Annotated in this window: 27 protein-coding genes; 12 read left to right on the forward strand and 15 right to left on the reverse strand. The window is 55.4% G+C overall.

Annotation, left to right across the window (positions count from 1 at the left end):
* Positions 1–64 precede the first annotated feature (64 nt).
* Positions 65–1,189 (reverse strand): site-specific integrase, encoded by a 1,125-nt coding sequence (locus OSH09_RS03870; protein WP_207874853.1) that lies wholly within the window; start codon positions 1,187–1,189, stop codon positions 65–67.
* A gap of 161 nt (positions 1,190–1,350) precedes the next feature.
* Between OSH09_RS03870 and OSH09_RS03875 the strand changes: the two genes are divergently transcribed.
* A complete protein-coding gene (locus OSH09_RS03875) occupies positions 1,351–1,719 on the forward strand; it encodes an SH3 domain-containing protein (protein WP_266120221.1) in 369 nt (122 codons plus the stop codon).
* A gap of 79 nt (positions 1,720–1,798) precedes the next feature.
* Here OSH09_RS03875 and OSH09_RS03880 read toward each other — a convergent pair whose 3' ends face one another.
* The gene (locus OSH09_RS03880; RefSeq protein WP_266120222.1) at positions 1,799–2,383 is read right to left on the reverse strand and encodes a hypothetical protein; all 585 of its coding nucleotides are present in this window, start codon (positions 2,381–2,383) and stop codon (positions 1,799–1,801) included.
* Positions 2,384–2,601: 218 nt separating this feature from the next.
* Here OSH09_RS03880 and OSH09_RS03885 point away from each other — a divergent pair, with 218 nt between their 5' ends.
* The 3 genes from OSH09_RS03885 to OSH09_RS03895 are packed head-to-tail and all read left to right on the forward strand — an operon-like array spanning position 2,602 to position 4,360.
* A complete protein-coding gene (locus OSH09_RS03885; protein WP_266120223.1) occupies positions 2,602–3,171 on the forward strand; it encodes a cytochrome b in 570 nt (189 codons plus the stop codon).
* Complete coding sequence (locus OSH09_RS03890; protein ID WP_207874856.1) at positions 3,168–3,731, forward strand: YceI family protein; 564 nt, start codon at positions 3,168–3,170, stop codon at positions 3,729–3,731. Before OSH09_RS03885 ends, OSH09_RS03890 begins: the two co-directional genes overlap by 4 nt.
* 56 nt (positions 3,732–3,787) lie before the next feature.
* Positions 3,788–4,360 carry a YceI family protein gene (locus OSH09_RS03895; RefSeq protein ID WP_207874857.1) on the forward strand — a complete coding sequence of 191 codons (573 nt, stop codon included), beginning with the start codon at positions 3,788–3,790 and terminating at the stop codon, positions 4,358–4,360.
* A gap of 31 nt (positions 4,361–4,391) precedes the next feature.
* Here OSH09_RS03895 and arsC read toward each other — a convergent pair whose 3' ends face one another.
* Positions 4,392–4,736, reverse strand: a complete 345-nt coding sequence (arsC, locus tag OSH09_RS03900) for an arsenate reductase (glutaredoxin) (RefSeq protein WP_266120224.1) — start codon at positions 4,734–4,736, stop codon at positions 4,392–4,394.
* Between the two features lie 122 nt (positions 4,737–4,858).
* Between arsC and OSH09_RS03905 the strand changes: the two genes are divergently transcribed.
* From OSH09_RS03905 to OSH09_RS03920, 3 genes are all read left to right on the forward strand, one after another.
* The gene (locus tag OSH09_RS03905; RefSeq protein ID WP_207874859.1) at positions 4,859–5,557 is read left to right on the forward strand and encodes a glutathione S-transferase N-terminal domain-containing protein; all 699 of its coding nucleotides are present in this window, start codon (positions 4,859–4,861) and stop codon (positions 5,555–5,557) included.
* Between the two features lie 12 nt (positions 5,558–5,569).
* On the forward strand, positions 5,570–6,364 hold the full coding sequence (locus tag OSH09_RS03910) for an RsiV family protein (protein WP_266120225.1): 795 nt from the start codon (positions 5,570–5,572) through the stop codon (positions 6,362–6,364).
* 169 nt (positions 6,365–6,533) lie between these two features.
* Positions 6,534–7,373, forward strand: a complete 840-nt coding sequence (locus tag OSH09_RS03920) for a DUF2789 family protein (RefSeq protein ID WP_323178707.1) — start codon at positions 6,534–6,536, stop codon at positions 7,371–7,373.
* 42 nt (positions 7,374–7,415) lie between these two features.
* On the opposite strand, the gene OSH09_RS03925 is transcribed toward OSH09_RS03920, so the two are convergent.
* The 4 genes from OSH09_RS03925 to holB form a co-directional block, all read right to left on the reverse strand.
* The gene (locus OSH09_RS03925) at positions 7,416–8,444 is read right to left on the reverse strand and encodes a Bug family tripartite tricarboxylate transporter substrate binding protein (protein ID WP_266120226.1); all 1,029 of its coding nucleotides are present in this window, start codon (positions 8,442–8,444) and stop codon (positions 7,416–7,418) included.
* A 181-nt stretch (positions 8,445–8,625) separates the two neighbouring features.
* A complete protein-coding gene (locus OSH09_RS03930) occupies positions 8,626–9,501 on the reverse strand; it encodes an ankyrin repeat domain-containing protein (protein WP_266120227.1) in 876 nt (291 codons plus the stop codon).
* A 378-nt stretch (positions 9,502–9,879) separates the two neighbouring features.
* Positions 9,880–10,650, reverse strand: a complete 771-nt coding sequence (locus OSH09_RS03935) for a TatD family hydrolase (protein WP_266120228.1) — start codon at positions 10,648–10,650, stop codon at positions 9,880–9,882.
* A 17-nt stretch (positions 10,651–10,667) separates the two neighbouring features.
* The gene (gene holB / locus OSH09_RS03940; protein WP_266120229.1) at positions 10,668–11,717 is read right to left on the reverse strand and encodes a DNA polymerase III subunit delta'; all 1,050 of its coding nucleotides are present in this window, start codon (positions 11,715–11,717) and stop codon (positions 10,668–10,670) included.
* 136 nt (positions 11,718–11,853) lie between these two features.
* Between holB and OSH09_RS03945 the strand changes: the two genes are divergently transcribed.
* Positions 11,854–12,663, forward strand: coding sequence for a deoxynucleotide monophosphate kinase family protein (locus tag OSH09_RS03945; protein WP_266120230.1), 810 nt, complete (start codon positions 11,854–11,856; stop codon positions 12,661–12,663).
* Between the two features lie 88 nt (positions 12,664–12,751).
* Here the strand turns inward: OSH09_RS03945 and mltG are convergent, their stop codons facing one another.
* On the reverse strand, positions 12,752–13,759 hold the full coding sequence (gene mltG / locus OSH09_RS03950; protein ID WP_222667328.1) for an endolytic transglycosylase MltG: 1,008 nt from the start codon (positions 13,757–13,759) through the stop codon (positions 12,752–12,754).
* 202 nt (positions 13,760–13,961) lie between these two features.
* Between mltG and ygfZ the strand changes: the two genes are divergently transcribed.
* On the forward strand, positions 13,962–14,888 hold the full coding sequence (gene ygfZ, locus OSH09_RS03955; RefSeq protein ID WP_266120231.1) for a CAF17-like 4Fe-4S cluster assembly/insertion protein YgfZ: 927 nt from the start codon (positions 13,962–13,964) through the stop codon (positions 14,886–14,888).
* Here the strand turns inward: ygfZ and mmsB are convergent.
* From mmsB to OSH09_RS03980, 5 genes are all read right to left on the reverse strand, one after another.
* On the reverse strand, positions 14,863–15,759 hold the full coding sequence (mmsB, locus tag OSH09_RS03960) for a 3-hydroxyisobutyrate dehydrogenase (protein ID WP_266120232.1): 897 nt from the start codon (positions 15,757–15,759) through the stop codon (positions 14,863–14,865). The genes ygfZ and mmsB overlap by 26 nt on opposite strands.
* Positions 15,760–15,817: 58 nt before the next feature.
* Positions 15,818–16,945: an enoyl-CoA hydratase/isomerase family protein gene (locus tag OSH09_RS03965; protein WP_266120233.1), complete on the reverse strand. Its 1,128-nt coding sequence runs from the start codon at positions 16,943–16,945 to the stop codon at positions 15,818–15,820.
* Positions 16,942–18,090 (reverse strand): acyl-CoA dehydrogenase family protein, encoded by a 1,149-nt coding sequence (locus tag OSH09_RS03970; RefSeq protein ID WP_207874870.1) that lies wholly within the window; start codon positions 18,088–18,090, stop codon positions 16,942–16,944. Before OSH09_RS03970 ends, OSH09_RS03965 begins: the two co-directional genes overlap by 4 nt.
* Positions 18,091–18,239: 149 nt before the next feature.
* Entirely contained in the window at positions 18,240–18,593 is a 354-nt protein-coding gene (locus OSH09_RS03975) for an RnfH family protein (RefSeq protein ID WP_207874871.1), read from the reverse strand.
* The gene (locus OSH09_RS03980; protein ID WP_207874872.1) at positions 18,586–19,020 is read right to left on the reverse strand and encodes a type II toxin-antitoxin system RatA family toxin; all 435 of its coding nucleotides are present in this window, start codon (positions 19,018–19,020) and stop codon (positions 18,586–18,588) included. The genes OSH09_RS03975 and OSH09_RS03980 overlap by 8 nt, the downstream gene beginning before the upstream one ends.
* A gap of 59 nt (positions 19,021–19,079) precedes the next feature.
* Between OSH09_RS03980 and smpB the strand changes: the two genes are divergently transcribed.
* Entirely contained in the window at positions 19,080–19,544 is a 465-nt protein-coding gene (gene smpB, locus OSH09_RS03985; protein WP_042480746.1) for an SsrA-binding protein SmpB, read from the forward strand.
* A 32-nt stretch (positions 19,545–19,576) separates the two neighbouring features.
* Here the strand turns inward: smpB and OSH09_RS03990 are convergent, their stop codons facing one another.
* Positions 19,577–20,887 (reverse strand): NAD(P)/FAD-dependent oxidoreductase, encoded by a 1,311-nt coding sequence (locus OSH09_RS03990; protein ID WP_266120234.1) that lies wholly within the window; start codon positions 20,885–20,887, stop codon positions 19,577–19,579.
* A 340-nt stretch (positions 20,888–21,227) separates the two neighbouring features.
* Here OSH09_RS03990 and OSH09_RS03995 point away from each other — a divergent pair, with 340 nt between their 5' ends.
* Positions 21,228–21,869: a TetR/AcrR family transcriptional regulator gene (locus tag OSH09_RS03995; protein ID WP_266120235.1), complete on the forward strand. Its 642-nt coding sequence runs from the start codon at positions 21,228–21,230 to the stop codon at positions 21,867–21,869.
* A 168-nt stretch (positions 21,870–22,037) separates the two neighbouring features.
* Here OSH09_RS03995 and ppsA read toward each other — a convergent pair whose 3' ends face one another.
* Entirely contained in the window at positions 22,038–24,404 is a 2,367-nt protein-coding gene (gene ppsA, locus OSH09_RS04000; protein ID WP_266120236.1) for a phosphoenolpyruvate synthase, read from the reverse strand.
* Positions 24,405–24,574: 170 nt separating this feature from the next.
* Between ppsA and ppsR the strand changes: the two genes are divergently transcribed.
* Positions 24,575–25,408, forward strand: a complete 834-nt coding sequence (gene ppsR, locus OSH09_RS04005) for a posphoenolpyruvate synthetase regulatory kinase/phosphorylase PpsR (RefSeq protein ID WP_207874876.1) — start codon at positions 24,575–24,577, stop codon at positions 25,406–25,408.
* The last annotated feature ends 35 nt before the right edge of the window (positions 25,409–25,443 follow it).

Consider the following 25,443-nt stretch of genomic DNA (forward strand, 5'->3'; position numbering starts at 1 on the left):
ATGAATAGACGAAATGAGCCTGAAATTATGCCTCCTGTAGCTGACTAATCTGTGACTAGCCCCTTCATTCCGACTGCATATTCTCTGTAATTGCAGGATTGTCAGGTGTTTTCTGCACATACAGCCACGCCAACCAGGACGCTTGCAGACGCCAGGCACTGGCAGCACCTGGAGCGTAGCCCATAATTTCCTCGATTTCTGGCAGAGAAAAGCCGCGTTCGATCAAGCCTGCACCAAAGGTATTGCGCAGCCTTTGGGGTGTCATTAAAAGATCCATCTGCTTGATGCCCCATTTGCTGACGATACGGGCCAGCGTAGCGGGATTCATTTGCGCTTGGGGTCGAGCAGCGCTGATCTGACGGCTGCCGGGAAAGACACGGCTATCTTTTCCCCAGGCTGAAGCGTCTTCAGCTCCGCTAAAAATTAACCAGCTACGCAAAATGCCTTCGCACCAGACGGGCACAACAACCTCACGTTTTGCCGCGCCAGCGAGTTTGAGCAGAATAGTGCCATCACGCCAGTGGGTTGACTCTTCGTCATCTGCTTCATCTGTTTCTGTAGGTTCCGCTGTGCGTTTGGCTACGCCTATCGCAGAAGGGTGCAACTGGCCCAACTCCACCGGCCGCAAACCTGTACCCAGCATCACGGCCACAATCGTCATATCTCGATATTCGCGCCAGCGGGCAGCGATGGTCATATCACTGGCCATATCCAGGACCCGAAGTCGGGTGCGCAGGGCCTTAATTGTGGCAAGGCATTGATCTACAGATAGAAATTGGGTGGCCTGGTTGTCAGGGGCCTGGCGCCAGGTCTCCTTGAAGGGGTCATTGATGGCGGGGGCCAGTGCGGGGTTTTCCGAGCGGCCATCCTGACGGCAGAGCTCTTCGTAAGCACGGGCGATGACTTGTTGATAGCGCTCACGCTGAGGTCTGCGCACTTCATTCAGATTGGCCAGAAAGTCCCGAATATCCACGGGTTTGATCTGTGTGTACTGTTTTTTGTGATCTTGCAGCGCCTGCAAAAAACGCCGCCATAAGGTGCGATAAACCCGCTGCGTACTGGGCGCCATAGGCGGACGCTGATGCTGCAACCAGGTGTCAAACAAGGCCTCTGCCGAGATATCCGCGGCCTGTGAGCCCAAAATTGGCAGGTCAAACTGCCCTTCTTCTCTTGCAGACCGTTTTTTCATCTTGCCCTCGACTTTTCCGTTAATTGCATTTTATATATGTAATGGTGCGGCTGACAAGCTAAGCAATCACGCCGAGATGAGGAAAATAAGAGAAAAACAGAAGATCAGGAGCTGAGCGGCTGATTACAATGTCCCGGCCTTACCACCTTCACACAGACATCATGATGAATTATCTGGTCACCGCCTCACATCGCTCTGAATACCCCAACCCCTTGGTACTGCAGAACGGGGACAGGGTAACTATTGGCGAGCTTTATCAAGGTCCGGAAAACTGGGATCACTGGATTTATTGCTCTACAAACGAACATTCAGGTGGATGGGTGCCTGAACAAATTATTGAGCGTCTACCCGAAACTACTACCGGCCGTGTCATTCAGGACTACAGCGCTCTGGAAATGGATGTTGATGAAGGGGACCTCGTGCACGTGAACAGACAGCTCAATGGCTGGTGCTGGTGTGTACGCCCCAAGGATGGAGCACAAGGCTGGGTGCCTGTCAGCCACTTGTCGCCACAACCCACCAGCCCCTAGCATCCACAGCGGTATTCCTCCCCTCCTCTCTGCCAGACTTTTTATCACCTGCCTTGAGGAGAGGGTCCCGCCCCCGCGGCTATCTGTACAAATTCTGATGAACCCAGCCTTTACTGGTCAAAATCATCCTGGCCTGCCCCTCTACTTCCTGCGCCGTCAAAGCACGTAGGTCCTCGTAGCTATCCAGCACAGCGCTATCCTTGATCCAGGCTGCCGCATCAGCCAGGTGATAGACATAATTCACTTGGCTGACCGTAAAGCCACCCGCACTAGCCGGTTCTGTGAAGTAACTGATGCGATCCAGAACCAGGCGGCCCGTGCAAAATGCATCATGCTCGCCCTTGGACTGCTCGGAACTGGAACGGCGTAAATACGTATCTGCATTGGCATCCAGCTCGTAACGGGGCGCGTCTTCTTTGCCAACCTGGCGCAGCAAACCCACCTTGGCCAACGCAGCCAGACGAGCTCGATCTTCCACGATCAAAGGCGAATCATGTTCGGCCTGGTAGGGATATACACGCCCTGGCACACCCACACATAAACCGTCTCGGGTATCCAGATAGCTCTGGATGGCACTGTTGAAGTTGTCCTCATTGGCCTGTTTGGAGTCCTGGCACCCGGCCAGTAAGCCTGCCACCACCACGACCAACGCTGTTTTCCACATAGATACTTCCTTGCTTGCTGACGAGCTGAAAGACCGAGTTTAGCCCGCCCCCGCCCCGCACTAAAAGCCTTGTCACAAGCAGACAAGAAAATGCCGTGCTCGCGCAGTCAAGACGCAATACCCACCAATATTGCATTACTGCATTGCAAAATCTGCTCTTTTACGATCCTTACAAACAGGTTAAAGTTTCCTGGCTTCGTAAATGAAAGGCATTATCAATGAGCATCACCCCCGTTCCAGTCGCCCGCCAACGCTACACCGTCGTAGCGCGCACCTTGCACTGGCTAATGGCCCTAGCCCTGACCGCGTTGGTGACGGTGGGCTACACCATGAAAACCTTGCCCCTGTCTCCACTGAAACTGCAGATCTATTCCTGGCACAAGTGGGCCGGTATTTCTTTATTAGTATTAGTGATCTTGCGCCTGCTCTGGCGTTTGTTTAACCGCCCCCCTGCTCTGCCCGAAGGCATGTCGCCCCTGACCCGGGCTCTGGCCCATGGCGGCCATGCCGTCCTGTACTTCTTGATGATTGGCATCCCTTTGACAGGCTGGCTGATGAGCTCAGCCAAAGGCTTCCAGACCGTCTGGTTTGGCGTACTGCCCCTGCCTGACCTGGTCTCCAAAGATAAACCTTTGGGCGAGTTACTGGTCCAAGTCCACATCTTTTTCAATTACGCCCTGATTACCATGGTCAGCCTGCATATTCTGGCGGCCTTGAAGCATCAGTTCATAGACCGTGACGGCTTGCTACGCCGTATCACCTTTACTTTAGGCAAAGCCAAATCATGAGCAAATCTGTCTTCCTGTCCCTGCTGGTCGGCTCCCTGAGCCTGAGCGCCAGCCTGTCGGCCAATGCCAAGAACTACCAGGCCCTGGATACCCAAAATAGCGAAATCGGCTTTCAGTATTCCCAGATGGGCGTGAAGCTGGATGGCCAGTTCCGCAAATTTGAAGGCGAGCTGAACTTCGACCCTGAAGCCCTGGATCAGTCCAAGGTGGTCTTGAAAGTTGCTTTGGATAGCGTTGATACCGGCTCGGACGAAGCCGATGACGAACTGCAGGATGTGCGCTGGTTCGATATTGACGCACACCCCCAGGCCGTTTTCAGTTCCAAGAGTTTCCGTGCTGTCAGCGCCCAGCAATATGAAGTGCAAGGCACGCTGCAAATCAAAGGCCGTGAACAGCCTGTCACCGTGATGGCGACCATGGCTCCTGAAGGAGACAAGGCGACGTTTAGCGGTGCATTTGAAATCAAGCGTGGCGATTTTTCTATCGGTGAAGGCTCCTGGTCCACCTACGACATCGTGGCCAACGAGATCACCGTCAACTTCAAAATTGATGCGAAGTAAGCAGACGCATCAGCGCCCCCTCTCCTCCCTACCCGCTCAACAAGGATTACCTCCCCATGATCAAGCCAGTGATTGCCCTGTCCGCCAGCTTCTTGTTTGTGTTTGCCGCCCAGGCTGCTCCCGTCACCTATCAGGTCGAGCCTAGCCACACTTTCGTGCATTTCAGCTACAAGCACTTGGGACTAAGCACGCAAAGCCAGCGTTTTGACAAGGCACAAGGTACGGTCACCCTGGACCAGGAAGCCAAGAAAGGCAGTATCGACATGAAAGTGGATACTCGCTCGGTCAGCACCGGCTTTCCTCTGTTCAATGAACACATTCAGGGCAAGGACCACTTTGACACCGCGCAGTTCCCTGAAGCGACCTTTGTGTCCAAAGACATTCAGTTCGACGGTGACAAGCCTGTTTCGGCCAAGGGCGATCTGACCATCAAGGGCATTACCAAGCCCGTGACCATGACCATCGAGTCCTTCCTGACCATGCCCAAGCACCCCATGATGAACAAAGCAGCTTTGGGCGCTGACGGCAAGATCGAGATCAAACGCAGCGAGTTTGGCATGGCTGCCAACGTGCCTTACGTGGGTGACGAAGTCACTATCCGCATCGCACTGGAAGCCATTGCCCAGTAATAGCGAGCCACTCGCTACTCAGGAAGTCTGATTACAGGATTTCCTGAACCACTTCCAGGGGACGCGCCAGACGCGTCCCTTTTTCTGTCACCACGATGGGACGATTCAACAAAATGGGATTAGCCTCAATAGCAGCCAGCAAGTCCTCGTCGCTCAGATCGGGATTGCCCAGATTCAGCTCGCTGTAAATGGCTTCTTTGCTGCGCATGGCTTCACGTACGGTCAAACCCGTCGCCGCTATCAGCGCTTTGAGTTCGCTACGCGACAAAGGCGTTTTCAGGTACTCGATGATCTCGGGCTCCAGGCCTTTTTCCTGCATCATGGCCAGGGCATTACGCGAAGTGCTGCAGCGCGGATTATGATAGATTTTGCTCATGACAGTCTTTGACTTCCTATAAACCGTATTCAGGCGAACAATAGTAGCCCAGCGCCACTGGATACGTCATCTGGGTAGCTTGCTGCAGACCGGCCAGCGTCTTCACTTAGCCAGGAGAACACATGATCGACCTGTATTACTGGACCACTCCCAACGGACACAAAGTCACGATGTTTCTGGAGGAGTCCGGCCTGCCCTACACCCTCCACCCCATCAATATTGGCCAGGGCGATCAATTCAAACCTGAATTTCTGCGCATCGCCCCTAATAACCGTATTCCCGCCATTGTTGACCAGGCCCCGCAAGACGGCGGCGAGCCTATCTCCCTGTTCGAGTCCGGCGCTATCTTGCAGTATCTGGCGGAGAAAACCGGCCAGTTCCTGTCCTCCGACTTGCGGGTCCGTACCGAGACCTTGCAGTGGCTGTACTGGCAAATGGGGGGCTTGGGTCCGATGGCCGGTCAAAACCATCACTTCAACGTCTATGCGCCCGTCAAAATTGACTACGCCATTGACCGCTATGTACGTGAAACGGGCCGCCTTTACGGTGTGCTGAACAAGCACCTGGAACAGCGTGACTTTATCGCGGGCGACTATTCCATTGCCGATATGGCCAGCTATCCCTGGATTGTCTCCCACCAGCGCCAAAGCCAGAACCTGGACGACTTCCCGCATCTGAAACGCTGGTTTCAGCGTATTGGCGAGCGCCCGGCGACCCAGCGCGCCTATGCTCTGGTCGAGCAGATCAATCCCGGCTCCCCCGTCCATGACGAGAAAGCCCGCCAGATCCTTTTTGGCCAAGATTCCAAAACTATTCGATAGGACTATCAACCCATGACCTTGCAGCGCCCCTATCAGCTACTGCTTATTGGCCTGACCGCCATGGCTCTGTCTGCGTGTTCCAGCACGCCCAGCTCCAATATTTCCCTGATCCCCACACAAACCCAGGATCAGACGGAAAAAGACGGTGTTTTCACCCAGTCGCTGAACTACAAGCACGTCAAACCTGGCTGTACCGGTGAATGCCCACGCCTGGAAGTGAAATCCCTGATTTTCCCTGGCAATACCGAACTGACCAAGCTGGTCGACGAAAGTCTGGCCCATATGACCGTTATCTCGGAACGCCACCCCGGCTATCGAGGCCTGAAAGAGTTTGAAGACTACTACTGGGCAACCGCCAATAACCGCGACGAAGTCCATCTGGCTGCCCGTACCCGCTACCGTAACCGTGACCTGACCGTTGTAGAGCTGAGTTCCGGCATTTACATGACCGGTGCCGCTCACGGCATTACCGCCACACAATTCATCAACTGGGACAATCGCCTGAAAATCGCGTTGCCAGTGGACCGCATTATTGCCCCTGGCAAGCTCAAACCTTTCCAGGAACTGGTACGCCAGGCGCACAACAACTGGGTTTCCAGCCTGAGCGAAGCGCGTGAAGACCGCACCGGTTGGGACAGAATGTGGCCCTTCCAGCCTGCTCAGAACATTGCACTGACCGATCAGGGCCTGCTGGTCAAATACAACCCGTATGAAGTTGCCCCCTACTCGCTGGGCCAACCTGAGCTGCTGCTGCCCTACTCTCAATTGCGTGGCATCTTGCGTCCAGACTATCTGCCTGCTGACTAAATCACTGAATCACTCTGCTCAATACGCTGGCAGCCTGCTCCAGGCTGCCATTTAAGCAAGCACACCCTGTTTTGTACGCTGCCCACGGCCCGGGCAGAGCCAAACCGACAAACCCGGCCCCTAGCCTGCAGGCAGCGTTCCCCCCCTTCTTTAAAGCTCCCATACCGCCATGTCTGATAACTTGTTCCGCTTTCACGACCTGTTTGCTCAACTCGGTCTACCCAACTCCCCCGAGGCGATTGCCAGCTTTCTGGAAAAACACCGCCCCCTGTCCAATGACATCCTCCTGGCCGACGCTCCCTTCTGGGACGAATCCCAGGCCGAGTTCATCCGCGAGAAACGTCTGCAAGACTCGCCCGAATGGATTCAAGTCATTGATCAGTTAAGTGAAGCCTTGCGTCAGACCACCGGCATGGTGAACCTGTCTGGCCCTTGCCGCATTCTGGCCTTGTCTGGCAGCCTGCGCCAAACCTCCTTCAATACTGCCCTGGCCCATGCAGCTCAAGCCTTGGCTCCAAAAGGGATGGCGATTGACGTCGCAACTTTGCACGGTATCCCTCTGTATGACGGCGATATCGAAAGCAAGGACGGTATTCCAGAGGCCGTCCTGAGATTGAAAGAAAAGATCCTGAACGCCGACGCCCTGCTCTTGGTCACGCCGGAATACAACAATGGCGTGCCCGGCGTGTTTAAAAACGGGATTGACTGGCTGTCCCGTACCGACATGAAAGCCGTTTTCTCGGGCCGTATTACCGGCTTGATTGGCGCTTCCATGGGTGGGTTTGGCACTATCTCGTCCCAGGCCGCCTGGCTACCTACGCTGAAAATGCTGGGCGTGTCGCTGTATAGCGGCGGCTCCTTGCTCGTGTCTCGCGCACAGAACTCCTTTGATGCGCAAGGCAAGCTGCAAGATGAAAATATCCAGAAAATGCTGACGGCTTACCTCCAGGGCTTCCAGACCTTTGTCCATGCCTCCCATATGGCCAAGGCACAGGAAAAAGCCAACTAAAGCAAAGTAGATAAGCGTGGGGGCTGCCGCGACAGTAAAACGTCACTCAAGCGTAATACCGGCAGTCACAGCCACTTCGCGGAACACCGCGATGTCACGCGCCACGGTCTGGTCCAGTAACTCGGCCGTGCTCGGCGCGATCACAAAACCCAGTTCCTCCAAGGGTGCAGCAAACTCACGCGAGCGAAGTACAGTCGTAATGTCACGATTCAGACGCGCCACTACCTGATCCGGCGTAGCACGCGGAACGAAGATACCCTGCCAGCTTTCGATCAGGAAGTCAGGTACGCCCAGTTCCTGGAAGGTGGGTACATCTGGCAGAACCTTGGAGCGCTCCGACGAAGTAACAGCTAAAGGCACGAGCTGGCCAGTCTGGACGTTCTGAGTCGCCGACGAGATATCGATAAACACGCCATCCACATGGCCACCGAGTACGGCCAAAATAGCCGGTGCCCCGCCCGGATAGGGAATATTATTAGTCTGCGTCCCCAGACGCTGATTAAGTAACTCAACCGCAAGATGATAGATGCTGCCATAACCAATCGGCAGCGCTGCAGTCACCTCACCCGCTTGCCGCGTCAACAGCTCACGATATTCATCAAAGTGGCTAACACCCAAACCCGGACGCACCACCAGAACCTGTGAATTGACGATAGTGCGGGTCACACCACGAACATCAGTCTCACGGTAAGGGAGTTTGCGACCGAGGGCAGCATTAAGCGCAAGCTGATCACCGCTGGACAACAAAGTGTGGCCGGTGGGTGCCGCGTGGACCACCTGATTAACGCCAAGACTGGTGTGGGCACCGGGCACATTGTCCACGATTACCGTTTGCTGCCACAGTTCGGCGAGACTTTGTGCGAGCATTCGCGCGATGCGGTCAGCATTGCCGCCCGGATTGACCGGGACGACGATACGCACAGGCCCCGAAGGAAAGGTTTCGGCCTCCTGCGCGAACGCGGGAGCAGCCAAGGGAGCCGCAACAAGCGCACCACCCAGTGATGAAGCAGCTCCACCAAGCCGGGTCACAACAGCCGCGCCGGTGGCTTTCAGAATCATGCGACGATTCATACCAGGCTCCAATAACTAAGCGATAGACCGATCGGTCCGGGGATATGGCCTGTAGCTTAGTGAGCCTTCATCCTCCAATCAAGTCAAACCCATTCAGGCTTATCCAGCGGATTACCCAATGGACGTCGTGCAGAAACAGAAAAGGAGCCTTAAAGGCTCCTTTTTCTATTCTGCCTATGTCTTAAGGCTGAACAGGCTTGTCAAAACGATCCAGGTCAAAATAACGGCTGGAGCTATTGGACGATGCAGGCTTGGACGTGGAACTCTCGGCCGCTGCCTCAGGCTGAGGCTCTACGGTCACGGTTTGCACGCGATTCAAATCAGGCTGCTCCACACGCTCTGGAACTCCATAGGTTTGTACCGCCCCCCCGGAGTAGTTTCCTGCCGCAGGTACGGAAGCGGACTTGCGTGCCGCAGCCTGATCCAGAAAACTCGCCAATTGTTCATGATTGGCAGACCGGGCCCAGTCTGCCGGACTCAAGCCTTGAGCATTTTGCATCGTAGGATCGGCACCCGCTGCCAACAGGACCTCGACCACCGCACGCTTGCCTGACAAGGCCGCCATCATCAAGGGGCTGGTTCCATCCGGTGCAGGAGCATTCACAATCGCTTTTTGGGATAGCAAATAACGAACGGTTTCTTCGTGCCCTTTGGAGGCTGCATAGTGCAAAGGCGACCAACCCACTCGATTGATCTGTCCACCCCGTGCCTGCAAAACCCGCAAGCGAGCCGTTTCACCCATCAAGGCCAGATACATCATGGGGGTTTCACGGGACTCGTTCTCAATATTCACGTTGGTGCGTCGGTTCGCCAGCAAGGCGTCCACCACCTTCCAGGACTGATTACGCATCGCCAGCATCAGAGACGGATTGCCTTTGGAGTCCACCGCATTGGGATTAGCCCCCCGAATGAACTCTTGTTCGATGATGTTGGGCCGGTCGTTTTCCAGAGCCAGATACCAATTTCGGCTTTCAAACTCCGGCTCCTGAGCCAGAACGGGGGCTGACAAGAGGACAGCAAAAGGAAACACCAGGGAAAGGATAGCTTTATTTGCCATTTTTCTTTTAAAAATCATATTATTAAGTCCTTTTCATAAAGTGTTTTATTAGCTCAAGAACGCGTCACGAGGTAGCTATAAGGAGGAATTCAGGACCTGTTTGTCCAATTCAAGACTGGAAGCATTTAACTATAAACTGGTTCAATAAAATCAAATAAACCATTGATTATTAATAAAAATTAACTTTTTAACGATGATTTCAGGCTACCAAAACAGGCTGAAACCTCATCGAAAATTCTATAATTTATATTTAAAATCAGCAGCTTATTAGATTTTCTTGATAAACATAATTAACTTTAGCTTCTGATCAGACAACTTCCTGACAATCAGTGCAGGCAAGTATCGCAGCGACTAATCAGACCTCTAAACAAGATTAATTTATGCTCGTATCTTACTGAATAATTTAAAGAAATTTTCCGTACTTGCCTCTTCCACTTCCTTGACCGAAATGCCACGCAACTCTGCAATCTTCTCGGCCACATGAATCACCAGGGAAGGATTGTTCATTTTGCCGCGATAAGGCACCGGTGCCAGAAAAGGCGAGTCTGTCTCGATCAACAAGCGATCCAGCGGCACCCGCTGGGCGACCTCCTGCAACTGGGTCGCGCTCTTGAACGTCACGATACCGGAGAAGGAAATATAGAAGTTCAACTCCATCGCTGCCTGCGCGACTTCCCAGGTTTCGGTGAAGCAATGCATCACGCCCCCGGCGATCTGCGCTTGCTCTTCACGCATGATGGCAATGGTGTCCGCACTGGCCGAGCGGGTATGGATAATCAGGGGCAGGCCCGATTCGCGACTGGCCCGAATATGGGTACGGAAACGCTCACGCTGCCAATCCAGGGGTTCTTGCAAACGGTAGTAGTCCAGGCCTGTTTCACCAATGGCCACGACCTTAGGGTCTTGAGCGTGCTGCAACAGCTCCTGCACGGTAGGCTCCGTTACTTTCTCGTAATCCGGATGCACGCCAACCGAGGCAAACAAGTGCGAGTGAGGACGAACCAGGTCCATCAGACCGGGCCAATCGTCCATATCCACGCTGACCACCAGCGCACAGCCCACCTGGTTCTGGCGCATCTTGTCCAGAATATTGTCCAGATTTTCAGCAAGTTCGGGGAAATTAAGATGGCAATGCGAATCAACAAACATGATTAGACGGTACTTTTTTAAACACGACGACATGCCTGATGCAATCGATCCAGAGCATGATGAATAAACAATTTAGCATTGAGCGGGTGGTTGCCCAGCGCCTTTTGCTGAACCAGCCACTTCAAGGCTTCGGTAACAGCAGCGGTATTGGATTGAGCCGCCAGGGCATCAATACGTTTTTGCAGGGACGGATAATACCGCGCCGCTTGCGCAAAACCAGCCAACTGGATGTCGACAAACAGGCGCTGCCAGTGATCAATCCATTCCTGAGCAGGCAATTTTTCCAAGGTATCGGCCAGAGACAAATCCGCTTCACGCCCCGCTTTCAACACCCCATCCATCCAGGCACTTAACCAGTCCGGGCACGAGGCATTCATCTGCTGGCTGGCACTTAGCGCCTTTAAAGGTGCCCCGCCCCAGGCAGCCAACCAGTCCGAGGCCTGATCCACTCCTTGCTGCTCCAGCCACTGCACGGACTGCGCCACGTCAGGGGCAGGCAAAGGCAAACGGCGGCAACGGGAAACCAGCGTAGGCAACAGTCGGTCTGGTGCATCCGCAACCAGCAGGAATACGGTGCGGTCGGCGGGTTCTTCCAATACTTTCAACAACGCATTGGCTGATACCAGATTCAGAGCCTGGGCAGGATACAAAACGGCTACCCGCCACCCACCTCTATGAGTAGCGGTATTGAACCAATGTTGCAACTGGCGCAATTGCTCTACCCGTATCTCACGCGATGGATTTTTACGTGCAGCCGCATCTTTAGCCAACTCCCCTTCCTGGGTATCTGGCCCTTGCTCTTCCAGGGCGACCGCATCAGGACGCAGCAGGCGCAAATCCGGGTGATTCCCACCCCGTACCCACTGACAGGCCTGGCATTGGCCACAAGCCAGCCCTTGCACGGTTTGATCGCACAATAAACTGGCTGCTGCTGCACGGGCGAACTGCGCCTTGCCGATACCCGGCAGACCGTGGATCAGCCAGGCATGGGCAAAACGCTCCCGATTACCCAACCAGCTTTGGGCGGTCTCGATTTGCCAGGGTAGAAAAGTCAAACTATCAGACACCGTATTGCCTCAAGGTTGCACATCAAAAGGCCTGATTCGCGCAGGAAAGACAGGGTCATCGCCCCTGCTTGAACAGCTCAGCGCACATTGTAATATGAACCGGTAAAATGCCTGCTCCACTACCAAGGATGATGAAGTGAGCTTATTGATCGGGCTGGCCGCCAAAGCGCGTTCTGGCAAAGATACGGTGGCCAATTTGCTACTGGCACAAAACCCCTTACTGGCGGCCTATGCCTTGGCCGACCCCGTCAAAATGGGCTGTGAAGTGCTGTTTGGCCTAAGTCCGGCCCAGGCCTGGACGGACGATAGCCTGAAAGAAGTGCCTCTTGCCCTGTGGCAGCGCTCCCCCAGACAGTGTTTTCAGCTACTGGGAACAGACTGGATGCGCCAACGTGACCCCGACCACTGGTTGCGCCGTGCCCAGCATGTGCTGGAATTTGGGCCGGGTGTGCCCCTTGCCAAACGCATTGAGGATTACTCGGTCTGGGCGCTGGCCCTGGCCGCCATTTACGGTATGTCGCCCGAGCACCTGGATGACGAGCGGGCCGATCACATTGATACTTTTTGGGGTTTGAGCCCGCGTCAGGCTGTAGAGCACCTGCGTAGTCAGGTTCTGGCCGAGTACCCGGATTACGAGCAGCGCCGCCACACCTTGCCCCTGCTCCAGCCCAGCCACCAGCTTCCTGACATGAGTCAGGCCCGTTGTCTGCTGATTAAAGACATTCGTTACGAAAACGAAGCCAGTTTCATTCGTGAGCATGGCGGAGAGATTTGGCATATCGAACGTGCCGGGAATCCGGTTATCAGCCAACACTCTTCCGAGTGGGGTGTAGAACGCGCCCCCCAGGACTATCTGATTCGCAATGACGAGGGTCTGGAAGAACTCGCCAGCAAGGTCCATGATTTGTGGACGGGGTTCACGCAACGGCACGGCTTAAAGCTTTGACGCCTTGATGCCTGAATAGCGCCTAGCCGTACAGCACCATCAAATAGTCTCCCAAAAGCATTCAGGCCCCTAATGGGGCCTGATCGATTTATCGCTTCAGAATATATTTGGCGACTGCCCGATTATGCGCGGCCAGATTTGCCGAGAATTCGCTGGTTCCATCCCCACGCGACACAAAATAATAGAAATTATGTTTTTCGGGATGCAAGGTCGCCATCAAGGACGCTTTGCCGGGGCTGGCGATGGGAGTTGGTGGTAGCCCCGTACGGGTGTAGGTATTCCAGGGTGTGTCCGTCGTCAGATCGCGCTTGCGGATGCGGCCGTCATAGGCTGAACCCATGCCATAAATGACGGTTGGATCTGTCTGCAAAGGCATACCCACACGCAGACGGTTCATGAACACTCCGGCCACACGTGCACGGTCCTGGCTGTGCCCTGTCTCACGTTCCACGATAGAGGCCATGATCAGTGCTTCGTAGGGGCTTTTCAGGGGCAAATCGGCATCACGGTCGGCCCACAACTGCTCCAGCAACTCCTGCTGAGCCTGAAAGCCGCGACGCATAATGTCCACATCAGCCGTACCCGGTACAAATACATAGGTATCGGGATAGAACAGACCTTCGGGGTGGACAGCCTCCACACCAAAGCGCTGCAGCAAGTCCGCGTCGCTAACATCACCCAAGGTTTGTCGAACCTGGGGATTGGCCGCCAAGGTGTCGCGAATACGCTGATAGGTCCACCCCTCGGGAATGGTCAGGCGAGTTTGCAGCATATTGCCGCTGGACATACGCTCCATCACCATCCACGGAGTATCACCGCGCACCGCTTCATACGCCCCCGCCTGCAAAGACGTGTCCAGGCCGGAGAAGCGTGCCATCCAGACAAACGCATCTTCCTGAATATCGATCCCGGCCTGCTGCATGCTGCGTGCAATCGCGCGCGGGCCAGAACCTGCTGGCACCACATAGTCGATGCGTTCAGCACTCATGGTGACAGGCTGCTTTTTAGCCCAATACCAGGCGCCACCCGCTATCACAGAGGCGGCAACCACCAACAGGCCCAACAGGGCGGAGAATATCTTGACAGTTTTTTTCATGCGAGCGCTATTGTAAACAGAATGAGGCGGCTTATTCCTGAATATGTGTCACAGCTAAACACAGAAACCGGGACCCGCCAGCACTGCAGGCTCCATCTATCCAGCCCATGCCCTGATCCCAGCGGGGATATGCCCCTTGAAGCGGCCTCACACACGGTATCATTGATGTTTAAATTTATTCTTTCGCTCAGCCATGACCGGAATGTCCGCCCCCCTCTCCTTCACCTTGCCTGATTTGTGCGTCCTCCAGTTTCAGGGAGCCGATGCCGTTTCCTTTCTCCACGCCCAAGTCAGCAATGATCTGGAGCACTTGGCCGCCGATCAGGCCTGCATCGCCGCCTATTGCACCGCCAAGGGCCGCAGCCTGGCGACCATGGTGCTCTGGCGTGAGCAGGACGAAACGGTCTTTGCCCTGGTACGCCGTGATTTGAGCGAAGCCCTGATCAAGCGCCTGCGCATGTTTGTGCTGCGTAGCAAAGTAACAATCAGCCTGTCCGAGCTGCAGGTGTACGGCGTGGCGGACTCATCTCCTGCCCAAGCCGTCTGGAGCCTACGCTGCGATGGCACAGACACTTTGATTCAGGCACCGGGCGAGCTGAATGGTTCAAGCCGCTTCTGGCGGGTTTCGCCACTGCAAGACGCAGCGGCACAAGCGTCTGAAGGCCGCTGGGAAAGCGCAGATATTCTGGCAGGTTTGCCCTGGATTGGCGCCGCTACCCAGGACTTGTTTATCCCCCAGACCCTGAATCTGGATCTGATTGGCGGGATCAACTTCAAGAAAGGCTGCTATCCCGGTCAGGAAGTAGTGGCGCGCAGCCACTACCGAGGCACTATCAAGCGACGCATGATGGCGGCCCGTACCGCCGTGTTGGACACAGCCCCACAGGTACAGGAAGGTTCAGATGTGTTTTTGCGCTCGAACACAGATACAAGCGCAGAACTCGTCGCCGCCGCCCGCATTATCAACCAAACCTGGTTGGCCGAGCAGCAACGCAGCTATATCTTGATGGAAGTGGTGCTGGCAGATCTGGAACAAGGCCAGTTTCAACTGGAGCAAGGACAGGCGCTGGAACTGCAGCCCCTGCCCTATGCGCTGCCAGAGCTTAGCTCTTCTGACGGTACAAATTAAGAATGCTGGAGAAATCCAGTCCCGCATTCTGACCTTGTGCGGCGTGCAAGGCGAACAGGTTACGAGCCAGTTCGCCTAAAGGCGTCGCACTGTTCTGGCTGACAGCCGCATCGGCCGCCAAACCCAAGTCTTTCAGCATCAGGCCCGTCGCAAAACCGCCCTGATAATCACGCGAAGCCGGTACATCCGGCATTACCCCAGGCCAGGGGTTGTACAGCTCGGTTGCCCAGTTACGACCGGAACTGCGCGCCATAATGGTCGACAGCACGGCAGGGTCCAGACCGTGGGCTACACCCAAAGCCAGGGCTTCGGACGTTCCCGCCATCAAAATCCCCAAGAGCATATTGTTGCAGATCTTGGCAACCTGACCGGCTCCGGCTTTACCGGCATGGAAAATGTTCTTGCCCATGGCGTCCAGATAAGGGCGAGCCTTTTCCAGAGCCTGGTCTTCGCCCCCGACCATAAAGGTCAAGGTGCCTGCAATCGCACCGCCCGTCCCACCAGAAACAGGCGCATCCAGCATGATCAGACCCAGCGTCGCGGCTTTGGCCGCCAAATCCTGACTGGTTTGCGCATCAATCGTGCTGCAATCGACCAGTACCGTACCGGGGGCAACGGCCTGCAACAAGCCGTTTTCGCCCTCGTAGACCTGGCGCACATGGCGGCCTGCAGGCAGCATGGTAAAGACCATCTGCGCATCTTTGGCGATTTGCACCGCCGACTCCCCCACTTGCGCGCCCGCGGCCTGCAGCTCTTTCATGGCCTCCGCATTCAGGTCAAACACCTTCAGGCTATGACCGGCCTTGAGCAGATTCAGCGCCATGGGTTTGCCCATATGGCCCAGCCCTATAAATGCAATCGTGTTACTCATTTTGTCTCCTCGTAATTATGAAAACGGCGCCGTCAGGCGCCGCAGCGGTCTGCCTGGATCACAGGTCAGCCAAGGGATGAGTCGTTTCTGCAGGCCAGGCGGGAACAAAAAAGCGTTCCACCCAGCGGGCATCAGCCTGTTCCAGCGACGCCGGATTCCAGCGTGGCTGTTTGTCTTTATCAATCAGCAATGCACGTATACCTTCCTGGAAGTCGCCCTGAACACCACATTGCAGCGACACAATGTATTCCAGACGGAACACATCAGCCAAAGACAGGTGATGAACACGTTCCAGCAGCTCAAAAGACAAGCGAGCCGAACCTGGCGCACCTTTGGCAAAGGTTTGCGCGGCACGGGACAGCCAGGGGTCAGGACTGTCCTGCCACTGCTGTAGAGCTTGCGTAATGCGCTCAAATTCACGGCTGGCGCAGACATCACGCAGCATGCCGTAGTTTTGCTCCAGCGGGCCGCTATCGGGGCGAGCGCCCTCCGCCAAGCGACGCAACACCTGATGCACGCTGCTATCACACGCAGCACGCTCTGCTGGCCAGTCAGTGCCTTGCAGGGCCTGGAGCAAGGCATCGTAATGTGCTCGGGGCAGATAGGCATCAGCCAGACCCAGAAACAGGCAATCCGACGCATTGATTTGCGCACCACTCAAGGCCAGGAAATGGCCAATACCCGCAGGCAAGTGCGACAGCATCCAGGTGCCGCCCACATCGGGGAACAGGCCAATAGAGATTTCCGGCATGGCAAAACGCGTGGTGTCGGTCACAACGCGATGGCTGGCACCATTAAACAGGCCCACGCCGCCGCCCATCACAATCCCGTCGCCCCAGCACAAAATGGGTTTGGGAAAGGTGTGGATCAAGTAATCCAGGCGGTATTCCACATCAAAGAATTCACGGGCGTACTCGTTGTTCCAGGCCGAACCGCCCTGGTTCTTTTGCATGGAGGCATACAGGGAATGCAAATCGCCCCCAGCACACAACGCCTTGTCGCCCGCGCCACGCAGCACCACCAAGGCAATGCTGTCGTCCTTAGCCCATTCCTGAAACTGCTTGAACAGCAACTGGCACATTTCCAGATTCAGGCCATTGAGTGCCTGTGGGCGATTCAGTGTCGCAACCCCAATCGCCTTCCCATGTTGGCCGGGCAGGCGATCAAACAAAACAGAATCCGTCATCGAATATCAGCTCCAAGATCAATGATTTGTCGTGCAATGATGACACGCATGATCTCGTTTGTGCCTTCCAGAATCTGGTGCACCCGAGTATCGCGCACCAGTCGCTCAACAGGATAATCCTTCAGATAACCATAACCGCCAAAGAGCTGTTGGGCATCTACGCAAGCCTGAAAGCCCAGATCGGTCGCCAAACGCTTGGCCATGGCGCAGTAGGTACTGGCCTGGCTGCTGCCTGCATCCAGATGGGACGCGGCCAGGCGCACCATCTGGCGGGCAGCGACCACGCTGGTCAGGATATCGGACAATTTGAATTGCAGGGCCTGGAACTGGTCCAGATGCTTGCCGAACTGGCGGCGCTCCTGCATGTATTGACGGGCGGCATCGTAAGCGCCTTGGGCGGCTCCCACCGAACAGCAAGCAATATTGATGCGCCCGCCATCCAGGCCTTTCATGGCCAGCTTGAAGCCCTCGCCTTCTTGACCCAGCATGGCCGAGGCAGGCACACGCACACGCTCGAAAGTGATGCCACGGGTGGACTGGCTGTTCCAGCCCATTTTCAGTTCTTTACGGCCGTAGGTAATGCCTGCCGCATCAGCAGGAACAGCAAAGGCGGAAATGCCCTTGGGGCCATCGCCCCCGGTGCGCGCCATCACCACCAGCAAATCCGTATCTCCCGCACCGGAGATGAATGCCTTGCTGCCACTGATCAGGAAGTCGTCCCCATCACGCTCAGCACGGGTGCGCAGCGAAGCTGCGTCTGAACCGGCACCGGGCTCTGTCAGGCAATAGGAGCCCAGCTTCTGGCCACTGCTCAGCAATTCACCCCATTGGGATTTGACCTCATCCGAGCCCCAGGTGCCCACCATCCAGGTGACCATATTGTGGATAGTCAGAAAAGCGGTGGTCGATGGGTCTACCGCCGCCATTTCCTCGAACACAAGACTGGATTCCAGGCGTCCCAGACCCAAGCCACCAATGGATTCCGGGGCATAAAGCCCGCAAAAACCCAATTCACCCGCTTTACGGAAGGCCTCAATCGGGAAAATCTGTTCTTCGTCCCAGCGCGCCGCATGCGGTGCCAGTTCCCCTTCGGCAAACTCACGCGCCGCTTGCGCGAAGGCGTTCTGATCGTCTGTCAGTATCATGCTTGTCTCCTTGTTTTTACCCACCATAATGCGAGCCGCCCCCTTTAGTTGTCGTGCTGATGACAATCAGCCCTTTCATAGGGGGCAGAGCAAGGTAGGAGGCGACAGTCTAGCTGAAAGTGGCGGCCTGATGATCAGGCGCAGAAGAACTAGGCGCGAGCAGGTTTGCGGCGGGGTCTGGCGGCAGCGCGGGCAGCCAGCTTGTGCGCGTAACGACGACGGCGCGAATCCATAGGGTCAAACACCAGTTCGCGATAGACCTCGACCCGATCCTGGTCTTGCAAGAGCTGATCAAGCTGGCAACGCTGGCCGTAGACGCCTACGTGCAAGGCATCCAGGCCTTGCTGATCATCCAGAGGAGGCAAACCACATTCGCGCAGCCCCTCGGCTATCCCTGCTTTGAGCAAGGCGTCGCGCACACAACTGCCTGCAGGCAAACGCACAGCGGCTTTCCAGACCTGAGCCTGAGTTGCCACCAGAACGCTGACGGATAACTCAGTCACCGTAAACCTCTTGAGCGCGGCGGGTGAAGGAGTCGATAAAGCTGTTGGCAACGCGGTTGAAGATGGGACCGACCACCATTTCCAGCGCCCGGCTGGAGAACTCGTACTCCATCGTGAACACGATTTTGCAGCCGTCTTCACCCAGGGGAGTAAACTGCCAGTCTCCCGTCAAGGCCGAGAATGGCCCTTTGACCAGGCGCAATATAATACGATTGGGATAATCGTGTTCGTTACGCGTGGTGAAGGTTTGACGAATACCCGCAATGCTGATGGTAACCGAGGCTTCCATCCCCTTTTCGTCGCGCTGGTTGACGGTCGCGCCACCACACCAGGGCATGAATTCAGGGTATTTTTCCACCTCTGCGACCAGGTCAAACATCTGTTCACAGCTATAAGGAAGGAGGACGGAGCGTTTTACTGTATGCATCAGGTCTGGTTAATAGATAGAATGTTCTGATTTTACAATCTATGGTTGGCAATTAATTCATGAGTATTGTTGATAATCGCAAGGCTACCCACGAATATTTTATCGAAGAGCGCTTTGAGGCCGGTCTGGTCCTGGAGGGCTGGGAGGTCAAGGCGATCCGAGCTGGTCATGTTCAGCTCAAAGAAAGCTTTGTCATCGTACGCGAAGGCGAGCTGTTTATTATCGGGATGCACGTCAGCGCTTTGCCGACGGCCTCGACCCATATCCGGCCCGATGCTACCCGTACCCGCAAGCTGCTGCTCAAAGCCGAGGAAATCAGCAAGCTGATCGGCAAGGTTGAACAACGTGGTTACGCCCTGGTTCCCCTGAATCTCCATTACAAGAAAGGTCGTATCAAGCTGGACTTCGGTCTAGGACGCGGTAAAAAACTGCACGATAAACGTGATGTTTCCCGCGACAAAGACTGGAAGCGCGAACAAGAACGCTTGATGAAACACGACACCCGCCGCAAGACGAATGAATAAAACGGGCTAAAAAGCCCGTTTTGTTCCAAATCTCAATGTAATTTAACACGAGGGGCGGCCCGTTTGCTGAGCAAGCGGCCCAAAGCCAGGGTTGCCGTACGCGCAGCACCCAAAATGGCCATGTGGTGCATCAAATGCAGGCTCATGTACATGATGCGAGCCAGCAAGCCTTCGACAAACCAGCTTTTGCCCGACAAGACCCCCATCAGGCTCCCTACTCCGCGGCTATGGCCCACGGAGACCAGTGAGCCGTAATCCTTGTAAACGAAGGGTGACTCATCAACCGGTTTGCCCTGAATACGGGCGGCCAGGCGTTTACGCAAATAGCTGGCTTGCTGGTGCGCAACCTGGGCGCGCGCTGGCAGAAACTGGCCCTCTTTGTCCCAAGGTACTTGTGCGCAATCGCCCAGGGCCCAGATATACGGGTCTGGCGTGGCCAGACAGGCATCCAGCACCAATTGATTGATACGGTTAACAGGCAGGCCCAGTTGAGCCAAAAAGGCAGGCGCTTCAATCCCCGCGGCCCACACACACAGATCATTGGGATACTGCCCGCCGTTCACATCCTCGATATGATCAGCAGCCAAGCGGCTGACACGTACAGACGTCCGTACGGCCACGCCACGCTGCTCCAGCAGGCTTTGGGCAGTCGCAGACAGCTTGGGCGGCAAGGCGGACAGAATGCGATCTGCGCCTTCCAGGAGCGTGATACGCACCTCTCGGTCAGAACTGCTGCCGGGGATACTGTAGATACTTAGATCGGCACGGGCTTCCAGCAGCTCTGCCGCCAACTCCACCCCCGTCGCTCCGCCCCCGACAATATTGATATACAAAGGTGCACCCGGCTCACGCTGGGCACGACGGGTCACGCTGATCAGTTCATTGAGCAATTTCAAGCGGAAACGCTCGGCCTGATGGGTCGAGTCCAAGGCCAGCGCGTGTTCATGGGTGCCAGGCGTATTGAAGAAGTTGGATTTACTGCCCACAGCCATCACCAGCGTACCGTATGTCAGGCTGCGCTCCGGGAAGACCTCTTCGTGATCGGGGCCCAGGACCGGTGCCAGCGTAATTTCGCGCTGCTCACGGTTTATACCGGTCATTTCACCCTGAATAAAGGTGAAGCCGCAGTCCCGCGCCAGCATGAAGTACGACAAACCTTCACGGTGAATGTCCAAGGTGCCCGCAGCCACCTCGTGCAAAGACGGCTTCCAGATATGGTCGCTGTCTTTATCAACCAGAAAGATATGCTGACGCCCGAACTGGCGCCCTAATTTGGCAGCCAGCTCCAGGCCACCTGCCCCGCCCCCAACGATCACCACTTGATACGACTGCGTAGTAGACATCCACAACTCCTCGGGCTTTGTCTTAAGCAAAGAGAGTATCAGAACCGCCGCCTTATACTTTAAATCAAAACAGATAAGGACTATAGCGATCATCAAACGCCCCTGCACGAGCCCAGGACGTCTGCCCTGTGCTACCACCCGAATATGTGGTGATTTTGAGCCGTAACAGGCCCCAGATCAAAGACTGGAGCAAACAAATCGTTGCAGGTCCGGTGCATGGCGTAAAATCAGGGAGTCAGTCTAGCCTTCCCTTAACGATCGAAATAGAGCAGCAGCACAGCAGCCATTGATACGGTATGATGCTGACTTTGTCCTATTCACCTACTTTTTGCCTGCCATTATGCACGACGATGTTCCCCGAAAATCTCAACGCGCGACTCGAAAAGGACGCGAACGCCGCGATAAAATCCTGGAAGTGGCTTCCGAGGTTTTCCGCGAGAATGGTTTTGAGGCGACATCCATGTCCCAGATCGCTGCCTTGGCAGGCGGCTCCAAGGGCACTCTTTACAATTACTTCCCCTCCAAAGAAGACTTGCTGCTGGCCGTGCTACTGACCGGCGCCCAGGAATTTACCGAGCAGGTCCTGACCAAGCTGGACACGGAGGGCGACATACGCGAAGAACTGCAGCGTTTCTTGCTGCCCATGCTGCGCAATCTCTACTCCAAGCAAACAGCCCAGCTATTGCGTATCGTTGTTTCTGTAGGCGGCCATAGCGATATCGGCAAACGCTTTATGGAGATGCTGGATGATCAGATCTGGGACGGCGTGCAGTGTTTTTTTGCCCGCCATGTCGAGCGTGGCACTCTGCGCAAACTGGACCCGGCCTTGATGGTGGAACATTTCCGCTGCCTGAGCGAAGGCGAAATTGTCTTGCTCCTGATGGGGGCGATGGAACCCTGGAGCGAAGAACGCATTCAGAGCGAAACCGAACATATTCTGGATATGTTCCTGCACGTTTACCAAAGCGACGTAGCCAACTAAGGTTTCATCACGCTGCTACATCGCTGGCTATCAGCACCCTACCCGCAGCAACAAAAAGCAAACACCTCATATAAAAACACCCCGGCATGGAAGCTCCATGCCGGGGTGTTTTATTTTAGCTGGCTTGACCAGCGTACTGCCAAAGAAACTCTGGCAGCCGCTTAAGTCTTAGGCCTTGGCCAGACGCTGCCAGGTGTCCACAACCGTGTCCGGGTTCAGCGACAAGGAAATAATGCCTTCGTCGCTCAGCCACTTGGCCAGATCAGGGTGGTCGCTGGGGCCTTGACCACAAATACCGACGTATTTGTTTTGTGCCAGACATGCCTTGATGGCACGGCTCAGCATGAACTTCACGGCTTCGTCACGCTCGTCAAAGTCAGCAGCCAACAGTTCCATACCGGAGTCGCGATCCAGACCCAGAGTCAACTGAGTCATGTCGTTGGAGCCGATGGAGAAACCGTCAAAGTACTGCAAGAACTGATCGGCCAAAATAGCGTTGGAAGGCACTTCGCACATCATGATCAGGCGCAGGCCGTTTTCGCCGCGAGCCAGACCGTGATTAGCCAAGAGACCCACCACACGTTCTGCCTGACCCAGGGTACGCACGAATGGCACCATGATTTCGACGTTGGTCAGACCCATTTCGTCGCGTACTTTCTTCAGGGCTTCGCATTCCATCTTGAAGCATTCTGCGAAGTCTTCGGACAGGTAGCGAGCCACGCCGCGGAAGCCCAGCATTGGGTTCTCTTCCTCGGGCTCGTAGCGCGAACCACCCACCAGCTTGCGGTATTCGTTGGACTTGAAGTCCGACAAACGCACGATGACGGGCTTGGGGTAGAAGGATGCGGCCAGAGTCGCAATACCTTCAGCCAGTTTTTCTACGAAGAAAGCACGTGGGCTGGCGTAGCCACGGGCAGCCGATTCCACCGCTTTTTTCAGTTCGCTATCCACATTGGGGTAGTCCAGAACCGCTTTGGGGTGAATGGCGATATTGTTGTTGATGATGAATTCCAGACGAGCCAGACCCACACCATCGTTCGGGATTTGCGAGAAGTCGAAAGCCAGTTGTGGGTTACCCACGTTCATCATGACTTTCAGGCCAATCTCGGGCATTTGGCCCCAGCTCACTTCTTCGATCTCGGTTTCCAGCAGACCGTCGTAAATACGACCTTCGTCGCCTTCAGCACACGAAACGGTCACTTCCTGGCCTTCCTTCAGCACGTCAGTGGCGTTGTTGCAACCGACCACGGCAGGAATACCCAGTTCGCGAGCAATAATCGCGGCGTGGCAAGTACGGCCACCACGGTTGGTGACGATAGCCGAAGCCAGCTTCATGATGGGCTCCCAGTTAGGGTCCGTCATGTCGGTAACCAGCACGTCGCCGGGTTTGACCAGATCCATCTCGGAAGCATCAGCCACGATACGGACTTTGCCCGAACCGATCTTCTGGCCAATAGCACGGCCAGTCACCAGCACTTCGCCGGTGGCTTTCAGGCGGTAACGCTCTTGCACATCGTTGCTGCCTTGCTGGGACTTGACGGTCTCAGGACGGGCTTGCAGGATGTAGATCTTGCCGTCGATACCATCACGACCCCACTCAATGTCCATAGGACGCTGGTAGTGTTTTTCGATGATGGTGGCGTAGCGGGCCAGTTCGATAACTTCTTCGTCGCTCAGGGAGTAACGGTTGCGCTCGGACACGGGCACATCAACCGTGCGCACAGCGTGGTCCGTGGTACGGCCTTCGTCAAATTCCATCTTGATCAGCTTGGAGCCAATGCGGCGGCTGATGATGGGGTAGTGACCGGAAGCCAGGGTTGGCTTGTAAACGTAGAACTCGTCCGGATTGACCGAACCTTGAACCACGGTTTCGCCCAGGCCATAGGAGGAAGTCAAAAAGACCACATCCTTGAAGCCCGACTCGGTGTCCAAGGTGAACATCACGCCAGCACTGCCCTTGTCGGAGCGCACCATGCGCTGAATACCAGCGGACAGAGCCACTTCAGCGTGAGCGTAGCCCTTGTGCACGCGGTAAGAAATAGCACGGTCGTTGTACAGGGAAGCAAACACGTGGTGAATCTTGCCCAGCACTTCGTCAATACCGACGACGTTCAGGTAGGTTTCTTGCTGACCAGCAAAAGAGGCATCAGGCAAGTCTTCTGCAGTCGCGGAAGAACGCACGGCAAAGGAGCCCTTGCCATCGGCGTCCAGTTCGGCAAAGGCCTCACGTACGGCTTTCTCGAACTCGGCAGGGAAAGGAGTGTCGATGATCCACTGACGAATTTCGGCACCGGCGGCGGCCAGTTCACGCACATCGTCGGCGTCCAGCGTATCCAGACGCTGCTGAATGCGCTTGTCCAGATCGTTGTTTTTCAGGAAAACGCGGAATGCTTCGGCCGTCGTGGCAAAGCCACCCGGCACGCGCACACCAGCATCAGCCAACTGGCTAATCATTTCACCCAGCGAAGCGTTTTTACCGCCCACTGTGTCGACGTCCGTCATGCGGAGCTTGTCGAAACCAATTACGTAAGACATAAGTCACCTTGAATAGAAAAAAAAGCGTGTTTGCTTAAGGCAGTGATCCGCACAGCGCTGTCTGTGTGATCTGTCCTAAGCAAACCTGCCTTTCTCATACCCTGATCCGAGCGGTAAATGGTAATCTTGCAAATTGTACCGTTTCCCGAGCATTGTGCACGACTTATTCCATGACATCTTCTCCTATTGAGCGTACCGTCTTTGTCGTTTCTGACAGCACGGGCATTACCGCCGAAACTTTCAGCAACTCCGTCCTGTCGCAATTCGCTCAATTCGAATTTCAGGCCATCCGGATTCCCTTTATCGATACTATCGAGAAAGCCCAGTCTGTCGCTGATCGCATCAACCAATGCGCTCAAGAACAAGGCCAGCAGCCTCTGGTATTCAGCACTCTGGTTGACCCCAAGATGGCGCACATTATTGGCGCGGCCAACTGCACCTTCCTGGATCTGTTTGGTGCCTTTGTACGACACATTGAACGCGCCCTGGGAGTGAAATCCAGCCGTTCCGTGGGCCGTTCGCACTCCGGTGGCATGTCCAAGCGCTACAACAATCGCATTGAGGCCATCAACTTCAGTCTGGCGCACGACGATGGTCAGTACGTGAATGGTCTGGAACAAGCCGACGTGATTCTGGTGGGTGTGTCCCGTTGCGGAAAAACGCCTACCAGCTTGTACTTGGCGATGCAGTACGCCGTCAAGGCCGCCAACTACCCCATCATTCCCGAAGATTTCCAGCGCGGCACCCTGCCCGCCACGCTGGCTCCCTACCGGAAAAAGATTTTTGGCCTGTCCATTCATCCAGACCGCCTGTCTGAAGTGCGTAATGAGCGCCGTCCCGGGAGCAAATACGCCACCATCGAGCAATGCCGTATGGAAGTGGCTGAAGCGGAACGACTGATGCGTATGGAAGGCATTCCCTGGCTGTCTACCACCACCAAGTCCATCGAAGAAATCTCCACCAAGATTCTGGATGATGTAGGTCTGGATCGCCGCTCCTACTAAAACGTGACGCCATCCCGGATGCTGTACGGATTTCC

It is taken from the genome of Alcaligenes parafaecalis (assembly GCF_026344135.1).
GTDB classification, from domain to species: Bacteria; Pseudomonadota; Gammaproteobacteria; order Burkholderiales; family Burkholderiaceae_B; genus Alcaligenes; species Alcaligenes parafaecalis.